Below are 18,735 nucleotides of genomic sequence, written 5' to 3' on the forward strand. Positions count from 1 at the left end.
ATGGACGTTTAGGAAGCTGCTAAACCTGGGGAGAGATCAAAAAAAGGAACCTCCACATGCTCACCTGTATCATTCGATACCAGATCGATCCCACGAAAAAGGCCGAATTTCAGCAATATGCGCGCAACTGGGGGCAGGCGATCCCGCGCTGCGGGGCCGATCTGATCGGCTATTATGCCCCGCACGAAGGATCGTCGACGCTGGCCTATGGGATCTACAATATCCCCAGCCTTGCTGCCTATGAGGCCTATCGCACGCGGTTGGCGGCTGATCCGTTGGGGCGGGAAAACTATGAGTTTGCCCAGCGGGAAAAGTTCCTGTTGCGTGAAGACCGAACCTGGCTGACGCTGGCCTCGGCACCGCAGGGAGGGGACCTATGATCGCGATTATTTTCGAAGTTGAACCGGCCGAGGGGCAGATGGATCACTATCTGGATGTGGCGGCCGCCATGCGGCCACTGGCCGAGCAGGTGGACGGGTTTCTGGGGGTCGAGCGGTTTCAGAGCCTGACCAACCCCGAGAAACTGTTGTCGTTGTCGTTTTTTCGCGACGAGGCGGCCGTGACGCAGTGGCGGGCATTGGCCGAGCATCGCGGCGCGCAGGCCAAGGGGCGGGGCGGGATCTTTGCCGGGTACCGGTTGCGGGTGGCGCAGGTGATCCGGGATTATGGCATGGACGACCGGGCCGCGGCGCCCGCCGACAGCCGCGCTGAGCACGGCTGACGCCGGGCGCGGTTGCGCGTGTGATCAAAGGTGGTCGCCCCGGGCCAGCGGGAGGGGCCTGAGCCCGGGGCGTGTCATTTCCGGATCATGAGACCCGATCCCAGCCACACGCGGCTGCGGACGGCAATCGCTCCAAGCGACACGACGATATAGAACGATTGGATCAGCGCTGCGGACAGGTTGAAATCTGCCCAGAGGCTGGCCAATACGCAGCTGGACGCAACAAGGACCATAACGAAATAGAGGGGTCTTGTGCTGGTGAGCCTGCCGAAACTCAGGCTGATAAAGGCCAGCACATAAATCGCGAAGCCAATCAAGCCCAGCGTCCGGCAGAATACTTCCAGATCAACAGGCGCAAAATCAAATCCAAACATGAAAAAAACCTACGTATTAAAGGACTGCAACCGTCCACAAACAATATGCATAGACGTTAGGCTGGATGAAAACCGGCGTCAGGTCAGGAAATCCTGACCGGGCATTTGTCTGCCGAAAACGCGCGCGAAAAGCGGCTGGACGCCTTGTAAAACAAGGTGGATGAGCGGTTTTGTTCTGGTGTGAGGGGCTGGCAGACGTCGCCTGACATGTGCCGATCAGGCGTTTTTTGGAGCTGCGAGCGCCTGTTTGAACGGGTGCTCGCGGCAATTATTTTCGATGGATGCCCTTTACAATGCGGCGGCCAGTTCGGTGCCTTGACGGATGGCGCGTTTGGCATCGAGTTCTGAGGCCACATCGGCGCCACCGATGACATGGGAGGTGATCCCCTTGTCGGCCAGCGCGTCGGCCAGCGAGCGATCCGAGACCTGACCGGCACAAAGGACGATTGTGTCGGCGGGGATCACTTTCGGGTTTTCGCGGGCCTCACCAAAGCTGACGTGCAGGCCGTCGGCATCGATGCGTTCATAATTCACGCCGCCAACAAATTCGACATTCTTCATCTTAAGCGCGGCGCGGTGGATCCAGCCGGTGGTCTTGCCGAGGCGTTTGCCCAGGGCTTCGGACTTGCGTTGCAGCAGGGTGACCTGGCGCGCGGGCTTGTGGGGTTGCGGGCCTTCGGGGGCCAGACCGCCACGGGCTTTTTCCGGGTCGGTCACGCCCCATTCTTCCATCCAGAGGGGGAGGTTTTCGGTGGGGCTGTCGCCGTCGTGCACGAGGTATTCGGAGACATCAAAACCGATGCCACCCGCGCCGATCACGGCGACGCGGTCACCCACGGTCACCTTGCCGCGCAGAACGTCGATATAGTCGACCACGTTGGGGCCGTCCTGACCAGGAATCTGCGGATCGCGGGGCAGGACGCCGGTGGCAATGATAACCTCATCATAGCCGGTCAGGTCGTCGGCAGTGATCTCTTTGCCCAGTTCCACGGTGATGCCCAGATCGGCGATCATGGTACGGTACCAGTCGACGAAGCCCCAGAACTCTTCCTTGCCGGGGACCTGCTTGGCCATGTTGAGCTGGCCGCCGATTTCGTCGGCACGGTCGAACAGGGTCACGGTGTGGCCGCGTTCGGCCGCCGTCATCGCGGTGGACAGACCGGCGGGGCCTGCGCCGACGATGGCGATGGTTTTGGGGGTGTCGGATTTGGTGATGGTCAGTTCGGTTTCATAGCAGGCCATCGGGTTGACCAGACAGGTGGTCAGCTTGCCGCCGAATGTGTGATCGAGACAGGCCTGGTTACAGCCGATGCAGGGGGCGATCTTGGCGCTCTCATCATTGGCGGCCTTGGCGACGAAATGCGCGTCGGCCAGCATTGGGCGGGCCATTGACACCATGTCGGCGCAGCCTTCGGCCAGAACCTCTTCGCCGATTTCGGGCGTGTTGATCCGGTTGGAGGTGATGACGGGAATAGAGACCTTGCCCATCAGCTTTTTCGTGACCCAGGCAAAGGCGCGCCGCGGGACAGAGGTGGCGATGGTGGGAATGCGGGCTTCGTGCCAGCCGATGCCGGTGTTGATGATCGTGGCGCCGGCCTTTTCGATTTCCTGCGCCAGTTGCACGACTTCTGCGTGGGTCGAGCCGTTGGGGATCAGGTCAATCATCGACAGGCGGTAGATGATGATGAAATCCGGGCCGACAGCCTCGCGGGTGCGGCGGACGACCTCAATCGGCAGTTTGATGCGGTTTTCGTACGATCCGCCCCACCCGTCGGTGCGTTTGTTGGTGTGGGTGACGATGAACTGGTTCAGGAAGTAGCCTTCGGAGCCCATGATCTCGACCCCGTCATAGCCGGCCTTCTGGGCCAGAACGGCGGAGTTTGCGATGTCGTTGATCTGTTTCTGGATGCCGTCTTCGTCCAGTTCGGCAGGCGGGAAGGGCGAGATTGGGGATTTCACCGGGCTGGGGGCGACGCATTCGGGGCTATAGGCATAGCGGCCCGCATGCAGGATCTGCATGGCGATCTTGCCGCCCGCGTCGTGCACGCGTTGGGTGACGATGGAATGGTCGGCGACATCCTTGTCGTTCATCATGCCCGAGGCGCCGGGCAGAACGCCGCCTTCGCGGTTGGGCGCGATGCCACCCGTGACCATCAGCGCAACACCGCCGCGGGCGCGTTCGGCATAGAATTCGGCGACGCGGTTCCAGTCTTTGGTTTCTTCAAGACCGGTGTGCATCGAGCCCATGAGGACGCGGTTTTTCAGTGTGGTAAAGCCCAGATCAAGCGGGGCCAAAAGATGTGGGTACGCAGTCATATCACTCTCCCTTAGTTGCGTGCAGGTTTACGATGGTTTGCGTGCGAGTCATCCTGAACGCAGCGTCATTGAAATTGGCGCCTTACGTTAACATGCGTGAAACATCCTGCGTGGCAAGGTGCCCCTTGTGTCGGACGGGGGCGTTGCTAGACAAGGGCAGTACCGAATGGAGACACCAGATGACCCCGGAAGAGATCGCGAAACTGCCCTATCGTCGTTGTGTCGGCGTGATGCTGATGAATGCAGACGGCCATGTGTTCGTAGGGCAGCGCAATGACCGCCATGCCGAAGCCTGGCAAATGCCGCAGGGCGGGGTCGACAAGGGCGAAGACCCGCGCGAAGCAGCGCTGCGTGAGTTGTGGGAAGAAACCGGTGTGACCCGTGATCTGGTCGAGATCGTCGATCAGACTGACGACTGGCTGCCCTATGATCTTCCGCATGATATCGTGCCGCAGATCTGGAAGGGCAAGTATCGCGGGCAAGAGCAGAAGTGGTATCTGATGCGGTTTCACGGCACCGATGATCAGGTGGATATTGCGACTGAACATCCCGAATTCACGGTGTGGAAGTGGCAGGAGCCTGTGCATCTGGTCGACCGGATCGTGCCGTTCAAACGAGACGTCTACAGGCAAGTGCTGGCGGCGTTCGATAAACACCTGGGGTTTTCGGTATAATTAGGGCTTTGGCTCTTGCTGCACTTAGGGTGTCATTGTTACGTTTAGCGGACAGGGTGGGTGTTTTTGACCGCTGCGGGATTCGTTAGAGAAAGAAAATTACATGCGATTGCTTATTGTTTTGGCCTTTTCCAGCACGCTTCTTGCTGGGTGCGAGGCCTGTAACACGCCCCGTACCAACGTAAACGTTGGCGTCGGATCGGGCGGTGTTCATACCGGTGCCAGTGTCGGTGCGCAGTGCGGTCCGGTGCATGTGAATGTCGGGTCCGGTCGCGGGTATCACCCGAACTGGTAAGCCGCCCTTCAGCTTTCGATGATCGGTATATGGGATCCCGCGTCGCGCGGGATCAACCCGGCCAGCCGGGGGTCATCGGCGATTTCGATTTGCTGGCGGATCGGTGTGAACCCGCTGCGTTGGTAAAACCCAAGGGCTGACGGGTGATCCAGTGTGCAGGTGTGGACGTGAAACCGGGTGATTGGTTTGCGCCACGCATGGTCTATGGCGGCGTTCATCATGAACCGGCCCAGTCCCCGACCGATCATCCGGGTGGTCAGGCCGAAAAAGGCCAGTTCGCATTCGGTGTCCTGGCGAAAATCAAGCTCTAACAAGCCTTCGGCATGACCATCCAGTTCGATGGCGTAAACCTCGACTTTGGGGTCGGTCAGGATGGCGGAAAGTTCGGATTCGGACATCGCCAGCCGCGAGAACCACAGCCAGTCGTGCCCGCCAACGCGGGTGTACAGGTCGCGGTACCAGTCGGTCGACGGGGATGTCACGAAATTCAAGGATATACCGTCCGGCGCAGAGACCGGACGGAGGTCGGGTTTTTCACGCATCTCAAGATGGGTGACCACCGTGGCGATGGCCCCCGGCGGGACATCGTGAAACCCCTTGTCGAGCATGATCAGAGCAACCCTTCGCTGCGCAGCACGTCCAGCATGTTGGTTTCGGGGCGAGGCCCAATGTGCGAAATGACTTCGCGCGCGCAGATGTTGCCGATGCGGGCGCAGGTTTCGATGTCGCGTCCGGTGGACAGGCCGAACAGGAACCCGGCGGCAAACTGATCGCCCGCGCCGGTGGCATCCACGGGGGTGACCTTTTCAACTGGCACATCGACCCGGTCGGTGCCCGAGATGACCGTGACGCCATCGCCCGAGCGGGTGCAGACAACCATTGGGCACAGGCCAGCGGTCAGGGTCAACGCATCTTCCAGCTTGTCGGTTTCGAACAGGGCCTTGATCTCGGCCTCGTTGCCGATCACGTAATCCATCTCGTGTTCGATCAGTGACAGGAAATCATGCCGGTGACGGTCGACGCAGAACGGATCGGAAATCGCGATGCCGATCTTGCCGCCACCTTTGTGGCAGTCACGCGCGGCCTCAAGAAACGCGGCTTTGCCTTTGTCCTTGTCGAACAGATAGCCTTCGAGGAACATCAGTTCGGCATTGCCGGCCACTTCGCCCGGAACATCGAGCGAGCTGAGTTCGGCCGAGATGCCCAGATAAGTGTTCATCGAGCGTTCGCCATCGGGCGAGACAAAGATCATCGACCGCGATGACGGCAGTTCGCCGCCCGCGACCGGCGGATTGACGAAATCAACGCCGTCTTCGTTCATCGCGTCGGCATAGAAATGGCCCAAAGCGTCGTCGCTGACCCGTCCGATGAAGGCGGTATTCAGCCCCAATGCGCCTGCGCCTGCGATGGTGTTGGCCACCGACCCGCCGGGCGTCTGCACGCGGCTTTCCATGGCGCCATACAGGGTTTCGGCGCGCTCACGCTCGATCAGTTGCATGATGCCTTTTTCGATGCCCATGTGGTCAAGAAAGATGTCGTCAGCCTGGCTGATCACGTCCACGACGGCGTTGCCGATTCCGACGAGTTGATAGGTCTTCATAGTGTCTTGTCCTCGAATTGGCACAGGTCGCGGATGAGGCAGGCGCCACAGATCGGCTTGCGTGCTTTGCAGTGATAGCGGCCGTGCAGGATCATCCAGTGATGCGCATGCTGCTGGAAATCGACCGGAATGTTGTCTTCGATGGCGCGCTCAACAGCGACGACATCCTTGCCGGGGCAGATGCCCGACCGGTTGCCAAGGCGGAAGATATGCGTGTCGACCGCCTGAGCGGGGTAATGCCACCACATGTTCAGCACCACATTGGCGGTCTTGCGCCCGACGCCGGGCAGCGATTCAAGTGCTGCGCGCGAATTTGGCACGACGCCGTCATAGTCGTCGACCAGAATGCGCGACAGTTTGATGACGTTCTTGGCCTTGTTGCGATAAAGGCCGATGGTCTTGATATGTTCGATCAGCTGCTCTTCGCCCAGATCCAGCATTTTCTGCGGGGTATCGGCGATCTTGAACAGCTCTTTGGTGGCTTTGTTCACGCCGACATCGGTGGCCTGCGCCGACAGGGCGACGGCCACGACCAACGTATAGGCGTTGACGTGATCCAGTTCCCCCTTGGGTTCGGGTTCGCGCGCCTGAAAGCGGCTAAAGATCTCGCGGATCGTGTGGTAATCAAGTTGCTTGGCCATCCGGGACTTAATGCCGTGCTGGTCGCCACCCTGCAACGCCAAAGCGCAGGAATCGGGTCGCTTTGGCGCGGTCTGTTGCCTAGTTTGTCTGCAAGGACGTGGAGAAGTTTGTGATGAATACCCAGGCCCCCGAACAGGGATACCATTTTAACGTGATGCGGCGTGCCATTGATCTGATTGACGAGGGCGGTGAAAACCTGGCCTTGGAAGATCTGGCGGCGCAGATGGATATGAGCCCGGCGCATTTTCAGCGCCTTTTTTCGCGCTGGGTGGGTGTGTCGCCCAAGAAGTATCAGCAGTATCTGAAGCTGGGACACGCCAAGTCGATGCTGCGCGAGCGGTTCACGACGTTAGAGACGTCGCACGCCGTCGGGCTGTCAGGCAGCGGACGGTTGCATGATCTGTTTGTGCGGTGGGAGGCGATGAGCCCCGGCGAGTATGCCCGCAACGGACAGGATGTCACGGTGTACTGGGGCTGGTTTGACAGCCCGTTCGGGTTGTCGCTGGTGATGGGAACGGAAAAGGGGATCTGCGGCATCGCGTTTGCGTCTGAGACCGGAACCGAGGCGGCGATGGAAGATATGCGGTCGCGCTGGCCCAAGGCCGAGTATGTCGAGGATCCGATGTTGCTGCGCCCGTTGGTGCTGGCCGCCTATGACCAAAAGGGCGAAACCGCGCTGCACATGATCGGCTCACCCTTGCAGATCAAGGTGTGGGAGGCGTTGTTACAGATCCCGTCTGGTCAGGTGACGACCTATTCCGAGATCGCTGACGCCGTGGGCAAGCCCAAGGCGGTGCGGGCGGTCGGGACTGCGGTGGGCCGCAATCCCGTGAGCTGGCTTATCCCGTGCCATCGGGCGTTGCGCAAATCAGGTGAGCTGGGCGGGTATCACTGGGGATTGCCGGTGAAGCGGGCGCTTTTGGCGTACGAATCCGCGCGATCCGACGCCTGATCCAGCGGGGGACTATGGGGCAGACGACCAGCCCCGGTGGGGTATAGTCGGGATGCCAGCGATCCAGTTTCAGGGTCATCAGCACGTGATTGTCATAATGGCTCATATCAGCTCTCCTGTCTGAGCACATTTACGCAGGTTGCTGCTGACAGCCCGTTGTCAGCAGCCCATGTTAGAGTGGCAGCAGCAACTCTGAGGATGCGATGCGCCGTTCAACCCGCCTGTTCGAAATTATCCAGATTTTGCGTGCTGCCGAGGCACCGATGACGGCAACACAGATCGCCGAGCGGCTGGAGGTATCAAAGCGCACTGTGTATCGCGATATCGCTGCCCTGCAGGCAATGCGCACGCCGATCGAAGGCGAGGCGGGGTTGGGATACGTGATGCGGCGGGGCTATGATCTGCCGCCGCTGAACTTTGACAGTGAAGAGGTCGAGGCGCTGCGGGTCGGGCTGGCGATGCTGGCCCGAACCGGGGACAGTGCTTTGCAACAGGCGGCTCTGCGGATCTGCCACAAGGTCGAAGCGCTGCACGGGCCTGCGGACTGGTTGCAGATTTCCACGCAGGGCGCGGCGCCGGATGATCCGGCGCGGGGGTGTGTGTCTGTGTCGGTGTTGCGCTCGGCCATTCGGGACGAGCGTAAGCTGCGTCTGATTTATCGCGATGAGGATGGCAGCGAAACCGACCGGGTCATCCGGCCCCTGGGGCTGGTCTATCACGTCGATTGCATCCTGTTGGGGGCCTGGTGCGAATTGCGCGGGGGGTTCCGTCATTTCAGGACCGACCGGATTTGGGCCTGTGATCCGCAAGAGGCGTTTTTTGAAGGGCAGGCGGCCGGGCTGCGCCAGTTGCTGCGCGAAACCGATGTGCCGCAGATTGAAACGATCACGTTCTGAGGCGGGCCTAGACCGGCGATGGGCAAGGCTTTGCCGATGGCTGTGCAATTGCCCTTGAGACAGGGGGGCGTGGCCATGTTATACAGGGTTCAAACGCCCCGAAGCAGTCGGGTCATAATAAAAACGAGGCTGAGTATGATCAATTTCAAAGCGCCAATTGCGGCGGCTGTATGTGGTGTGTTCCTTTTGGGCGCGTGCACCCCGACGAACCCTGCCAATCTGGATGCGTCCGCGGACCCGAACAAGAACACGAAAACCGGTGCGATCATCGGCGGGCTTGTCGGAGCGGGTCTTGGGGCGGTGTCGAATTCATCGAACAAGACAGCCGCCGTTCTGGGCGGGGCTGTTGTCGGCGCGGCCGCCGGCGGTGCCATCGGCAATTCGCTGGATCAGCAAGAGGCCGAACTGCGCCAGCAACTGGCAAACCAGGGCATCACAATCACCAATACCGGCGACCGTCTGATCGTCTCGTTCCCGAATGACATCACGTTTGCCACCGACAGCTATACAGTGAAGTCTGCGCTGACACCGGAACTGCAGACTGTGGCCGGGGTGATGGTGAAGTATCCGAAATCGACCGTGCAAGTGATCGGCCATACCGATAGCGATGGCGATGCGACCTATAACCTTGGTCTGTCTCAGCGTCGCGCCAATGCGGTTGCCGACATCCTGCAATCCAACGGTGTGTCGTATGAGCGGCTGTCGGTCATCGGGCAGGGCGAAGCGCAACCGATCGCGTCGAACCTGACGCCGGAAGGCAAAGCGCAGAACCGCCGCGTCGAAATTGTCGTGATCCCCAAGCAGTCTTCCTGATCTGGTCAACAGGCGTGCCGGGGCCTATGTCTTGGCACGTGTATTGATCGGAGACTGACTTAATGGCTGACCCCGTCCTTTTGGGCCTCTCCGGCGCGCTGCGCCGGGGATCTACAAATTCCATGCTGTTGCGTGAAGCCGCGCGCCTGTTCGGGCCGTGCAGCTTTGCCGAGGGCGATTTGCGGCTGCCGCTGTTTGATGCCGACCTGCAAGAGGCCGAGGGCATCCCCGCCTCGGTTCAGGTCTTGGCAGATCAGATCGCGGCGGCAGATGCGGTGGTGATTTCGACGCCGGAATACAACAAAGCGCCTTCCGGTGTTCTGAAAAACGCGCTGGATTGGGTGAGCCGGACCTCGGGCAAGCCCTGGGCGAACAAACCTGTCGCTGTGATGTCGGCGTCCTCGGGTCGTGCAGGTGGTGAGCGTTCTCAGGCGATTTTGCGGTTGTGCATGGTGGCGTTTCAGCCGCGCTTGTTGCAAGGCCCTGAGGTGCATCTGGCGGATTGCACAAACCAGTTTGACGACGCGGGGCAGCTGAAGAGTGAGCTGTATGAAGCGACGTTGCAGCAGTTGATGGACAAGTTGCGGGCAGAAATCGGGCGTTAGCGCTTTGGGGGCCTTAGCCTTGGGCGGGGGTGCTGATTTCGATCAGGTTTCCATCGGGATCGCGTAGGTAGATTGACAGGATCGGCCCGGTGGCCCCGGTGCGGGGCACCGGGCCTTCTTCGATCTCTATGTTTTGGGTTTCGAGGTGGGCCTGCCACCTATCCAGCGGCGTTTCGGTCAGGAAACAAAGGTCTGCTGTTCCGGGGCCCGGATGTGCTGCTTTGGGATCGAACGGGCTGGCAGCTGGGTGCAGGTTGATCTTTTGGCGCCCGAATTTCAGCGCGTATCGGGATGAGCCATCGGCGGGGCGGAATTTTTCGGACTGCATACCCAGAACCCGGGTGTAGAAACCGACAGTGCGGTCGATGTCGCGGACCGTCAGAACAAGATGATCAAGAGCGGTGACGGATGGTGGCATCGGTGATTGTCCTTTGGGGAAGCTCTGCAATATGGTGCGAGCATGAATGAGACCTATGTGGAAAGTCAAAGCGATGTGATCGACCCGGCGCGGGCGAATGCGTTTCGTGTGGCGCTGGGCGAGGGTACGGATTTTGAGGTTGGCAGCGCGTTGCCGCCGTTTTTCCATCAGCTGTATTTCTGGTCGCCACAACCGCCCGATGGGCTGGGCCGGGATGGGCACCCGAAGGTTGGTGGGAGTGGGTTGATCCCTGACATGGGGTTGCCGCGGCGGATGTGGGCCGGGGGGCGATTGGCCTTTGCAGTTCCGTTGCTGGCGGGTCGCGTTGCTGAAAAGCGCAGTACGTTGGAAACGGCGGTGCGCAAGGACGGGCGAACCGGGCCGCTGGCCTTTGTCACGCTGAAGCATGAAATCTGGCAAGGCGGTCAGTTGTGCGTCACCGAATGGCAGGATCTGGTTTATCGCGAAGACCCTGATGCGGGCGCGCCGCGTCCCGAGGCCCCGGTTGCGCGTGTGGATGAAACCGATCTGCGCGAGGTCTCTTTCACGTCGACGTTGTTGTTTCGCTATTCGGCGCTGACCTTCAACGGGCACCGCATTCATTACGATCTGGATTATGCCCGAGACGTCGAAGGCTATGACGGATTGGTGGTACATGGGCCATTGCTGGCGCAGCATCTGATGCTGTTGGCGACAGAGTTGATGGGGCCGCTGGCAGAGTTCAGCTTTCGCGCGTCATCGCCGCTGATGCATTATGAGACGGCGACGCTGTGCCGGAATGGCCGCGACCTGTGGGTGCGCGGGCCGGATGGGCGGCAGTGCATGGTCGCCACGGCCCACTCAGAGTGAGGCGGCGGGGCGGAAATCGTCGGGAATCGCGTCGTGACCGTCCAAAAGCAGATCAGCCATGATCTCGGCCACCTTGGGGGCCATGCCAAAGCCGATCTTGAAGCCTCCGTTGGCGATGAACTGACCGGGGTATAGCGGATGGTCGCCCAGCATGGGGGCGCGCGACTTGGCACGGGGCCGCAGGCCAGCCCAGCGTTCGATCACCGGGGCGTTTTGCAGGGCGGGGACTGCGGCCATGGCGCGGGCGATCACGGTATCAAGCTGGTCATCGGTGCTGGTCGGGTCGTCGTAATCGCGTTCGCTGGTTGATCCGATGGCGACGGTTCCATCGGCGTGTGGGATGATGTGGACGGTGTCGGCAAAAAGCTGTGGGGCGTTTGCGGCGTCGTGTTGCAGAAGAGCCGCCTGACCTTTGACGCCATTGCCGATGGGTTTGCCCAAAGCGGTGCTGAGCGCGATCAGCCCATCTGCCCCGGTGGCATGCAGGACGCGGCCTTGATCTTTGGCATCTGTGGTTACTTCTGCGCCCTTTGCGGTCAGGGCGGCCACCAAGGCAGCGCAGGCCCGGCGGGGGTGCATGCGGGCTGTCAGTGTGTCGTGGATCACCAGACCCGTCGGGCTGTGCGGGCACCAAGCGCCGAAGTCGGACGCAGGGCGGACCTGCCAGATGGCTTTGCCTTGCCATAAATCGGCGGCAGTTTTGGCGCGGCGTTGGGCGAGGGACAGCGCCTTGTCATCGGCGATGGGTTGCAGGCGGCCCGTGCGGCCATATCCGGTGGAGACCCCTCCGGTGGTGGCGACGTCAGTCCAGAAGGTTTCGGCGTGGATCAGGCTGTCGAATTGAAATGCCTTCTTGTCGTTCCAGTTTTCGGGGACGTGCGGGGCAAGAGCGCCGACCAGCCCTCCACTGGCGCCCGAGCCGGGGCCGTTGGGGTCGATGACGCGCACTTTGGCCCCGCGTCGGGCGCAGGCCCAGGCGATGGACAGACCAAAGGCACCTGCCCCGCGGATTGTCACGTCGACCATTGCCATTTGTCGCCCCCTATCCCAGTGTCGCGCTTTGTGTACGGAATATTGGCATGAGCGGCCAGCAGGCAAATCTGACATGGAAAGATGGCGGCGTTCCGGTCTCGGAGCGGTTCGATGACCCGTATTTTTCGTTGCAGAACGGTTTGGCCGAAACGCGGCATGTTTTTCTGGACGGAAATGGGTTGCCGGACCGGTTTTGCCAGGGTTTTCATATTGCCGAACTGGGCTTTGGAACGGGCCTGAACATGCTGGCGACCTGGGCTTTGTGGGAGCAGAGCGGGCAGACGGGCGTGTTGCACTTTACCAGTTTCGAGGCGTTTCCGATGGCCAAACCGGATATGGCACAGGCGTTGGAAGCGTTTCCCGAACTTGCCCCCCGGAGCGAACGGTTTCTGGCGGTCTGGCAGGGCGGTGTTTGCGATCTGGGCACTTTGCGGCTGGAGGTGATCGAGGGCGATGCGCGTCTGACCCTGCCCGCGTGGGCCGGTCAGGCGGATGCATGGTTTCTGGACGGGTTTTCGCCGGCGAAAAATCCGGAACTGTGGGAAAATCAGTTGATGGCGTCGGTTGCACAGCATACGGCGCAGGGCGGCACGGCAGCGACCTATACGGCGGCCGGGTTCGTGCGGCGGGGGTTGGAAGCTGCGGGTTTCACGGTTGAGCGCACCCCCGGATATGGGCGCAAACGCCACATGACGCGGGCGGTTTTGCCGTGAGCCAGAGAAACTCGGTCTCGCTGGGTATCCTGTTGATGGTCGCGTCGACCGTTGTGTTTGCCTTGCAGGACGGGCTGTCGCGGCATCTGGCGGGGACGTACAACACCTGGATGGTGGTGATGATCCGTTATTGGTTCTTTGCCGCCTTTGTTATTGCGATAGCGGCCCGCTCAAAAGGCGGGTTACGGCGCGCGGCGCGGACCGATCAGCCACTGTTGCAGATCACGCGGGGCCTGATGCTGGCGGGTGAAATTTGCGTGGCGATTTACGGATTTACCTTGTTGGGGTTGATCAACAGCCATGCGGTGTTCGTGTGTTACCCGCTGCTGGTCGCAGCGCTGTCTGGTCCGGTTCTGGGCGAAACGGTGGGGTGGCGGCGGTGGCTGGCCATTGCCATCGGGTTTGTCGGGGTGATGATCATCCTGCAACCGGGCACAGGCGTGTTTGATCCGGCGGCGATAATCCCGCTGATCTCGGCGCTGATGTTTGCGCTTTATGCGTTGCTGACCCGCTATGCGGCGCGGCGGGATACGACAGAGACATCGTTTTTCTGGACCGGAACGGTCGGGGCCGTTGTGATGACCGGCATCGGTGTCTGGTTCTGGGAACCGATGACCTCTGATGACTGGGTCTGGATGGGGATGCTGTGCGTCAGCGGTGTGACGGGGCATTGGCTGCTGATCAAATGCTACGAGGTGGCCGAGGCCGGGGCGGTGCAGCCGTTTGCCTATTTCCACCTTGTCTGGGCGTCGCTTCTGGGGCTTTTCGTGTTTGGCGAGGCGTTGCGCAACAACGTGCTGATCGGCGCGGGGCTGATTGTGGCAGCGGGGCTGTTCACCCTATGGCGCGAACGAGTAAAGGGTTGAGCCGATCAGTTCCTGTTTGAATGGAACGGGCAAAGGGTTGTGCCCCAGCCGGGCGCGATAAATCGGCAGGCTTTCGGTGACCCGCATGACATAGTTTCGGGTTTCGTTGAACGGGATGTGTTCGATCCAGTCGACGATGTCGATATGGCCCTGACGCGGATCGCCATAGGTTGCCATCCATTTGGTGGGACGGCCCGGCCCGGCGTTATAGCCTGCCGACATCATGACCACGTTGCCGCGAAAATCACCGGCCAGACCGGCAAGGTAATTCGCACCCAGCCGGGCGTTGTATTTCCAGTCGGTGATAAGGCGTCGCGTTTCGTGGTTGGCGAGGATGCCCATTTCACTTGCGACCAGCTTGGCGGTGGCGGGCATCACCTGCATCAACCCGCGCGCGCCTGCGCCGCTGATAACAGCAGGGTCAAATTCGCTTTCCCGTCTGGCGATGGCCAAAGACATCTCTTTGGCCATGGGCAGCTTTTCCTTGGCCATCGGGTGCAGGGGATAATACGCCTCGGCCAGCACATTACCCTGTTGTGCGGCGCGTTTGGCGATCATGACGCCCAGATGAGGTTGGTCCATTTCCAGCACCATCGCGCCCAACTGGTTTGCCTGTTCTGCATCCAGAGATTCGACCAAATGGGTCAGGAACCTTTCGGCAAGGCTCATCTCATCGACGGCCAGCAGCAAAAGCCCGGCTTGGGTCACGGTTGACGACATGAAGCCCGCCTTGCGCCAATCAGACGGCGTGACCGGATTGGCCAGCGCGGGATCGAACGGGCGGCCAATTTGTTCTGCCGCCAAGAGGCCATAGAACGACGTTTGGTGTTCAGCGCCCATGGCATAGGCGTCATAGGCCTTGTCCGCATCGCCCATGGCCGCATATGCGCGGCCCTTCCAGTACCCGGCGCGTCCTTTCGAGATTGGCGTGGCCACCGCCGCATCGAAGCGTTCGAAATGCTGTGCGGCTGTGGCCGGGTCGTTCAGTTTGGACAGGGCAAGGTAACCGGCGATCCACTCAAGATCAGCAAAGGCATAGCCGTTGGCGGGCGTCAGGTGATGATAGGCGGCAACGCGATAGGCGCGTTCGGGGTTGCCGTTGCGCATTTCCCAACGCGCCAGATTGCGCCGTCGGGTGGCCCATTTGTCGGGCTCGCCCAGCAGATCGGGGGTCTTGCTGCGTTCGAGCAGCAGGTCGATGGCATCCTTGTCGCGGCCCTTGCGGTCGCGCCAGACAAAGCGCGCATGGGCCAGACCGGGGTCGGTTTGCAACGCGTCGGGGACTTTGGTGATCAGCCCGTCGACACCGGGGGCGACGTCAAGCAGCGCGATCCGCGCTTCGGCCAGCGCGCGGTGTCCTTCGTCAACCAGAGGCACCATCCGGCGGGCGCTGACTAGGTGGCCGTCCCACAGCATCCGATCCAGCCGCGAGACATGGTGCGGGGTCAGAAGCTTGCCGTATTTCTTGAGGAACTGGGCCTGCAATCCGCGCCCCATGGGCATCGTGCGCCAGGCCAGAACCAGTGTCGCCTCGGCCTCGCCCACCCGGCCTTTTCGGGCAAGGGCTGCGGCAAAGGCCAGCGCACCTTCGGCGGTTTGGGGGGGGACGTCGTCAAAAAAGGCCACGACCCGGTCCGGATCCTGATCGGAAAAGGACGGCTCACTTTTACGGCGCAGCCACGCCAGCCCCGGCCAATCGGGGCGGCGATCAAGGAACACGAGAACATCGCCTGCGCTGCCCTGACCGGCGCGAAGCCAATGCCAGACGATAATGTCGCGTGACACGGATCCGCGTTGGCCCGACACTTGTAGGGCCGTGTCCCAATCGGCAATGCGCATAGCGGCCAACCCGCGACGCAGGTCTTCGGCCGCAGTGGCATGGCCGGGCCGAACGAGGCCACAGAACAACAAAAACGAGGCCATCAATAAGGCCAGAATGCGCGTCATGACTTGCATTTTCCAATCAACCAAGGCTAGAGCCTGTGACGATAATTCCTGACCGCCAAGTATCAACACACAATCTTGGCAGGACGGTCTTATCACAGGCCATATGCCTGTTGAAAACGCAAATCTAGGGAGCGCACCCATGTTCAAAGGCTCGATGCCGGCACTCGTCACCCCGTTTCGCAACGGTGAGTTGGACCTGGATTCGCTCAAACACCTGGTAGAATGGCATATCAGTGAAGGATCGACCGGGCTTGTGCCTGTCGGAACCACCGGGGAAAGCCCGACGCTGACCCATGAAGAACACGAAACCGTGGTCGAAGTGGTGGTCAAGGCCGCTGCTGGCCGGGTGCCGGTGATTGCCGGGGCAGGATCGAACAACACGGTAGAAACGATTCGCTTTGTTGAATTCGCTGCCAAGATCGGGGCCGCGGCTGCGCTGGTCGTGACGCCATATTACAACAAGCCGACCCAGCGGGGCATGATCGCACATTTCACCGCGGCGCATGATTGCGCGGATATTCCGATCATCATCTATAACATCCCGCCGCGTTCGGTCATCGACATGTCGCCCGACACCATGGGCCAGCTTGCCAAGTTGCCGCGTATTATCGGCGTGAAGGATGCGACCGCCGACATCACGCGGGTCAGCAAACAGCGCGCAACCTGTGGTGCCGATTTCGTTCAGTTGTCGGGCGAAGATGCCAGCGCCTTGGGCTTTAACGCACATGGCGGAGTTGGCTGTATCTCGGTCACTGCGAACGTGGCACCGAAACTATGCGCCGAATTCCAGCAGGCGACGCTGGCGGGCGACTACGCCACCGCGCTGACTTATCAGGACAAACTGATGCCGCTGCACGAGGCGATCTTTATCGAACCGGGTCTGGTGGGTGCAAAATACGCGCTCAGCAAGCTGGGCCTGTGCACCGAAGAGGTGCGTTCGCCCCTGACCGGGCTGGAGGACAGCACCAAAGCCGCCATCGACGCCGCCATGGCGCATGCCGGTATCGTCTGAGCCTTTCAACGGCTCTGATCAGGTCAAACAATCCCGCCCGTGTGGCAGTGTTGAAACAGCGACGACCCGCCAGAATGGTGGCGGGTCGATTGTGCGGCGTTGCGCGTATTGACCTGGACTCTGTGTTGGCGTGTCAAAATGTGGTAAGCCTATGCCGATAAACGGTCTTCTGGAAAGGAACCCGCAGCATGATTGCCTATGTAACCGTCGGTGCTGATGACATCGCTGTCGCCAAACGGTTTTATTCGGCGTTCCTGCCAGCCCTTGGTTATGGGCTGAAAGAGGGTCCTGAAGGCCTAAGCTATGCGCTGCCCATAGGGCCGGGGCAGGCTCCCGTTCTGCCGGATTTTTACGTTAAGCCAACCTTCGATGGGCGTCCGGCCTCGGCTGGGAACGGTGCCATGACCGCATTCGAGGCGCGAAATCAAAGGCAGGTTCGTGACCTTCACGCCGCAGCACTTGCCGCAGGCGGTTTTGACGAGGGCCAGCCCGGCTTTCGCGCGTCATATGGACCTCATTTCTATGTTGGCTACCTTCGCGACCCTCAGGGCAACAAGATCGCCTTGTTCTCCAACGATCCGAACGAACCCGGACGAGACGGATAACGCGGGTTTCGCGTCGTCATGATCCTTGTCCAAAAGCCAATGCAGGTGCCAAAGGGTTTTCGGTTTCCGCAATAACAGCCCTGCGCCGCAAGGGCTGGCTGATCAGAGCGGCTTTTTGGGTCGGTTGACGTATTCCCTGCCCCCTGTGAGCGGCTGGTGTTGACTCGAGCGGTGCGGTTTTCCATCCTCATGGCGCGGGGCGCTTTGCGGTGCCCCTTTGCCATTGCAAGGACGCCCCAATGAACATTCTGCCGCCAATCGCCGAAGCCACCTCTGAACTTGAGGCCATTTTCAAGGATTTGCACGCGCACCCCGAATTGGGGTTCGAGGAAACCCGCACCAGCGCCATCGTGGCCGACAAGCTGCAAAGCTATGGCGTGGACGAGGTGCATACCGGACTGGGCGGGACAGGGGTTGTGGCGCTGGTACATGGCAAGACAGCGGGCAACCGGCGTGTCGGGCTGCGGGCCGATATGGATGCGTTGCCGATCCACGAGGTGACGGGGTTGGAGTATGCATCGACAAACCCCGGTGTGATGCATGCCTGTGGGCATGACGGGCACACGACGATGCTGCTTGGCGCGGCCAAATATCTGGCCGAAACCCGCGATTTTGCGGGCACGGCGGTTTTGGTGTTTCAACCTGCCGAAGAAGGGTTGGGCGGCGCGCGCAAGATGCTGGCTGATGGTTTGTTCGAACAGTTTCCCTGTGACGAGATTTACGGGATGCACAATGCGCCCGATGGTGCGCCGGGCAAGGTTGGCATTTGCAAGGGGGCTGCGATGGCAGGGGCGGCGTTCTTTGACATCCACATCGCTGGGCGCGGCAGCCACGCGGCGGCCCCGCATATGTCACGCGATGCGCTGATGATTGCGGCGACGCTGGCCGGTCAATTGCAGACCATCCTCAGCCGCAATATTCCGCCGCAGGAGACCTGTGTTTTGTCGATCACCCAGTTGCACGCCGGATCGGCCTATAACGTGGTGCCGGAAACCGCGACGCTGGCGGGGACCATCCGGTATTTCAAGGACGAGATCTATGAGCTGGCCGCCGGGCGGATGCAGGCGATTTGCGACGGGTTTGGCGCGGCGCATGATGTCGAGGTCACCGTTGATCTGCGCAACGTCTTTGACGTGCTCGTCAACGATTCCGGCCTGTCGGATGCCTATATCGAGGCCGCGGCGGATATTGTGGGTGTCGACAATGTGACAACGAACGATGCCCCGGTCACCGGGTCCGAAGATTTCGCCGACATGCTGAAAGTCGTGCCAGGGGCCTATTGCCGGGTCGGGCATGCCGGGACGGTGGCCTTGCACAACCCGGCCTTTGAGCTTGACCGCAACATCCTGCCCGTGGGCGCGTCGATCATGGCGCGGATGGTCGAAAAACGCCTGCCAATCTGACC

At 60.8% G+C, this 18,735-nt stretch carries 22 protein-coding genes; 14 read left to right on the top strand and 8 right to left on the bottom strand.

Features of this window, described 5'->3' with window-relative positions; translation table 11 throughout:
• Window positions 1-56 precede the first annotated feature (56 nt).
• A complete protein-coding gene (locus FOY56_RS13750) occupies window positions 57-380 on the top strand; it encodes an NIPSNAP family protein (RefSeq protein WP_146346437.1) in 324 nt (107 codons plus the stop codon).
• Window positions 377-721 (top strand): antibiotic biosynthesis monooxygenase family protein, encoded by a 345-nt coding sequence (locus FOY56_RS13755; RefSeq protein WP_146346438.1) that lies wholly within the window; start codon window positions 377-379, stop codon window positions 719-721. Before FOY56_RS13750 ends, FOY56_RS13755 begins: the two co-directional genes overlap by 4 nt.
• A 74-nt stretch (window positions 722-795) precedes the next feature.
• On the opposite strand, the gene FOY56_RS13760 is transcribed toward FOY56_RS13755, so the two are convergent.
• Window positions 796-1,095, bottom strand: a complete 300-nt coding sequence (locus FOY56_RS13760; protein WP_146346439.1) for a CBU_0592 family membrane protein — start codon at window positions 1,093-1,095, stop codon at window positions 796-798.
• A 288-nt stretch (window positions 1,096-1,383) separates the two neighbouring features.
• Window positions 1,384-3,411, bottom strand: a complete 2,028-nt coding sequence (locus FOY56_RS13765) for an NADPH-dependent 2,4-dienoyl-CoA reductase (protein ID WP_146346440.1) — start codon at window positions 3,409-3,411, stop codon at window positions 1,384-1,386.
• A gap of 179 nt (window positions 3,412-3,590) precedes the next feature.
• Here FOY56_RS13765 and FOY56_RS13770 point away from each other — a divergent pair, with 179 nt between their 5' ends.
• Both FOY56_RS13770 and FOY56_RS13775 read left to right on the top strand, forming a co-directional pair.
• On the top strand, window positions 3,591-4,085 hold the full coding sequence (locus FOY56_RS13770) for an RNA pyrophosphohydrolase (protein WP_146346441.1): 495 nt from the start codon (window positions 3,591-3,593) through the stop codon (window positions 4,083-4,085).
• Window positions 4,086-4,188: 103 nt separating this feature from the next.
• Complete coding sequence (locus FOY56_RS13775) at window positions 4,189-4,380, top strand: hypothetical protein (protein WP_146346442.1); 192 nt, start codon at window positions 4,189-4,191, stop codon at window positions 4,378-4,380.
• Between the two features lie 8 nt (window positions 4,381-4,388).
• Here the strand turns inward: FOY56_RS13775 and FOY56_RS13780 are convergent, their stop codons facing one another.
• The 3 genes from FOY56_RS13780 to nth are packed head-to-tail and all read right to left on the bottom strand — an operon-like array spanning window position 4,389 to window position 6,621.
• A complete protein-coding gene (locus FOY56_RS13780) occupies window positions 4,389-4,988 on the bottom strand; it encodes a GNAT family N-acetyltransferase (protein ID WP_146346443.1) in 600 nt (199 codons plus the stop codon).
• A 2-nt stretch (window positions 4,989-4,990) separates the two neighbouring features.
• Complete coding sequence (locus tag FOY56_RS13785; protein ID WP_146346444.1) at window positions 4,991-5,980, bottom strand: adenosine kinase; 990 nt, start codon at window positions 5,978-5,980, stop codon at window positions 4,991-4,993.
• The gene (gene nth, locus FOY56_RS13790) at window positions 5,977-6,621 is read right to left on the bottom strand and encodes an endonuclease III (protein ID WP_146346445.1); all 645 of its coding nucleotides are present in this window, start codon (window positions 6,619-6,621) and stop codon (window positions 5,977-5,979) included. The genes FOY56_RS13785 and nth overlap by 4 nt, the downstream gene beginning before the upstream one ends.
• Window positions 6,622-6,734: 113 nt before the next feature.
• On the opposite strand from nth, the gene FOY56_RS13795 reads away from it, so the two are divergent.
• The 4 genes from FOY56_RS13795 to FOY56_RS13810 all read left to right on the top strand — a co-directional run bounded on the left by FOY56_RS13795 (window position 6,735) and on the right by FOY56_RS13810 (window position 9,888).
• Window positions 6,735-7,574 (top strand): methylated-DNA--[protein]-cysteine S-methyltransferase, encoded by an 840-nt coding sequence (locus tag FOY56_RS13795; protein ID WP_146346446.1) that lies wholly within the window; start codon window positions 6,735-6,737, stop codon window positions 7,572-7,574.
• 203 nt (window positions 7,575-7,777) lie between these two features.
• Window positions 7,778-8,470: a helix-turn-helix transcriptional regulator gene (locus FOY56_RS13800; RefSeq protein ID WP_146346447.1), complete on the top strand. Its 693-nt coding sequence runs from the start codon at window positions 7,778-7,780 to the stop codon at window positions 8,468-8,470.
• 135 nt (window positions 8,471-8,605) lie between these two features.
• Window positions 8,606-9,283, top strand: coding sequence for a YiaD family glycine zipper/OmpA-like lipoprotein (locus FOY56_RS13805; protein WP_146346448.1), 678 nt, complete (start codon window positions 8,606-8,608; stop codon window positions 9,281-9,283).
• A 62-nt stretch (window positions 9,284-9,345) separates the two neighbouring features.
• Complete coding sequence (locus tag FOY56_RS13810) at window positions 9,346-9,888, top strand: NADPH-dependent FMN reductase (protein ID WP_146346449.1); 543 nt, start codon at window positions 9,346-9,348, stop codon at window positions 9,886-9,888.
• Between the two features lie 13 nt (window positions 9,889-9,901).
• On the opposite strand, the gene FOY56_RS13815 is transcribed toward FOY56_RS13810, so the two are convergent.
• Window positions 9,902-10,306, bottom strand: coding sequence for a VOC family protein (locus FOY56_RS13815; RefSeq protein ID WP_146346450.1), 405 nt, complete (start codon window positions 10,304-10,306; stop codon window positions 9,902-9,904).
• 42 nt (window positions 10,307-10,348) lie between these two features.
• Between FOY56_RS13815 and FOY56_RS13820 the strand changes: the two genes are divergently transcribed.
• Window positions 10,349-11,155, top strand: coding sequence for an HTD2 family dehydratase (locus FOY56_RS13820; protein WP_146346451.1), 807 nt, complete (start codon window positions 10,349-10,351; stop codon window positions 11,153-11,155).
• Here FOY56_RS13820 and FOY56_RS13825 read toward each other — a convergent pair.
• A complete protein-coding gene (locus FOY56_RS13825) occupies window positions 11,147-12,187 on the bottom strand; it encodes an NAD(P)/FAD-dependent oxidoreductase (protein ID WP_246139487.1) in 1,041 nt (346 codons plus the stop codon). The two genes, FOY56_RS13820 and FOY56_RS13825, sit on opposite strands and share 9 nt — an antisense overlap.
• Window positions 12,188-12,234: 47 nt before the next feature.
• Here FOY56_RS13825 and mnmC2 point away from each other — a divergent pair, with 47 nt between their 5' ends.
• Window positions 12,235-12,900 carry a tRNA (5-methylaminomethyl-2-thiouridine)(34)-methyltransferase MnmC2 gene (mnmC2, locus tag FOY56_RS13830; protein WP_146346452.1) on the top strand — a complete coding sequence of 222 codons (666 nt, stop codon included), beginning with the start codon at window positions 12,235-12,237 and terminating at the stop codon, window positions 12,898-12,900.
• The gene (locus FOY56_RS13835; RefSeq protein ID WP_281288828.1) at window positions 12,897-13,766 is read left to right on the top strand and encodes a DMT family transporter; all 870 of its coding nucleotides are present in this window, start codon (window positions 12,897-12,899) and stop codon (window positions 13,764-13,766) included. Before mnmC2 ends, FOY56_RS13835 begins: the two co-directional genes overlap by 4 nt.
• On the opposite strand, the gene FOY56_RS13840 is transcribed toward FOY56_RS13835, so the two are convergent.
• Window positions 13,740-15,713, bottom strand: a complete 1,974-nt coding sequence (locus FOY56_RS13840) for a lytic transglycosylase domain-containing protein (RefSeq protein ID WP_146346453.1) — start codon at window positions 15,711-15,713, stop codon at window positions 13,740-13,742. The genes FOY56_RS13835 and FOY56_RS13840 overlap by 27 nt on opposite strands.
• A 139-nt stretch (window positions 15,714-15,852) precedes the next feature.
• Between FOY56_RS13840 and dapA the strand changes: the two genes are divergently transcribed.
• The 3 genes from dapA to FOY56_RS13855 all read left to right on the top strand — a co-directional run bounded on the left by dapA (window position 15,853) and on the right by FOY56_RS13855 (window position 18,733).
• Complete coding sequence (gene dapA, locus FOY56_RS13845; RefSeq protein ID WP_146346454.1) at window positions 15,853-16,725, top strand: 4-hydroxy-tetrahydrodipicolinate synthase; 873 nt, start codon at window positions 15,853-15,855, stop codon at window positions 16,723-16,725.
• A gap of 188 nt (window positions 16,726-16,913) precedes the next feature.
• Window positions 16,914-17,330, top strand: coding sequence for a VOC family protein (locus FOY56_RS13850; protein ID WP_146346455.1), 417 nt, complete (start codon window positions 16,914-16,916; stop codon window positions 17,328-17,330).
• Window positions 17,331-17,569: 239 nt separating this feature from the next.
• Entirely contained in the window at window positions 17,570-18,733 is a 1,164-nt protein-coding gene (locus FOY56_RS13855) for a M20 aminoacylase family protein (protein WP_146346456.1), read from the top strand.
• Window positions 18,734-18,735 lie beyond the last annotated feature (2 nt).

The sequence above is a fragment of the Falsiphaeobacter marinintestinus genome (assembly GCF_007923355.1).
Lineage (GTDB): Bacteria > Pseudomonadota > Alphaproteobacteria > Rhodobacterales > Rhodobacteraceae > Phaeobacter_A > Phaeobacter_A marinintestinus.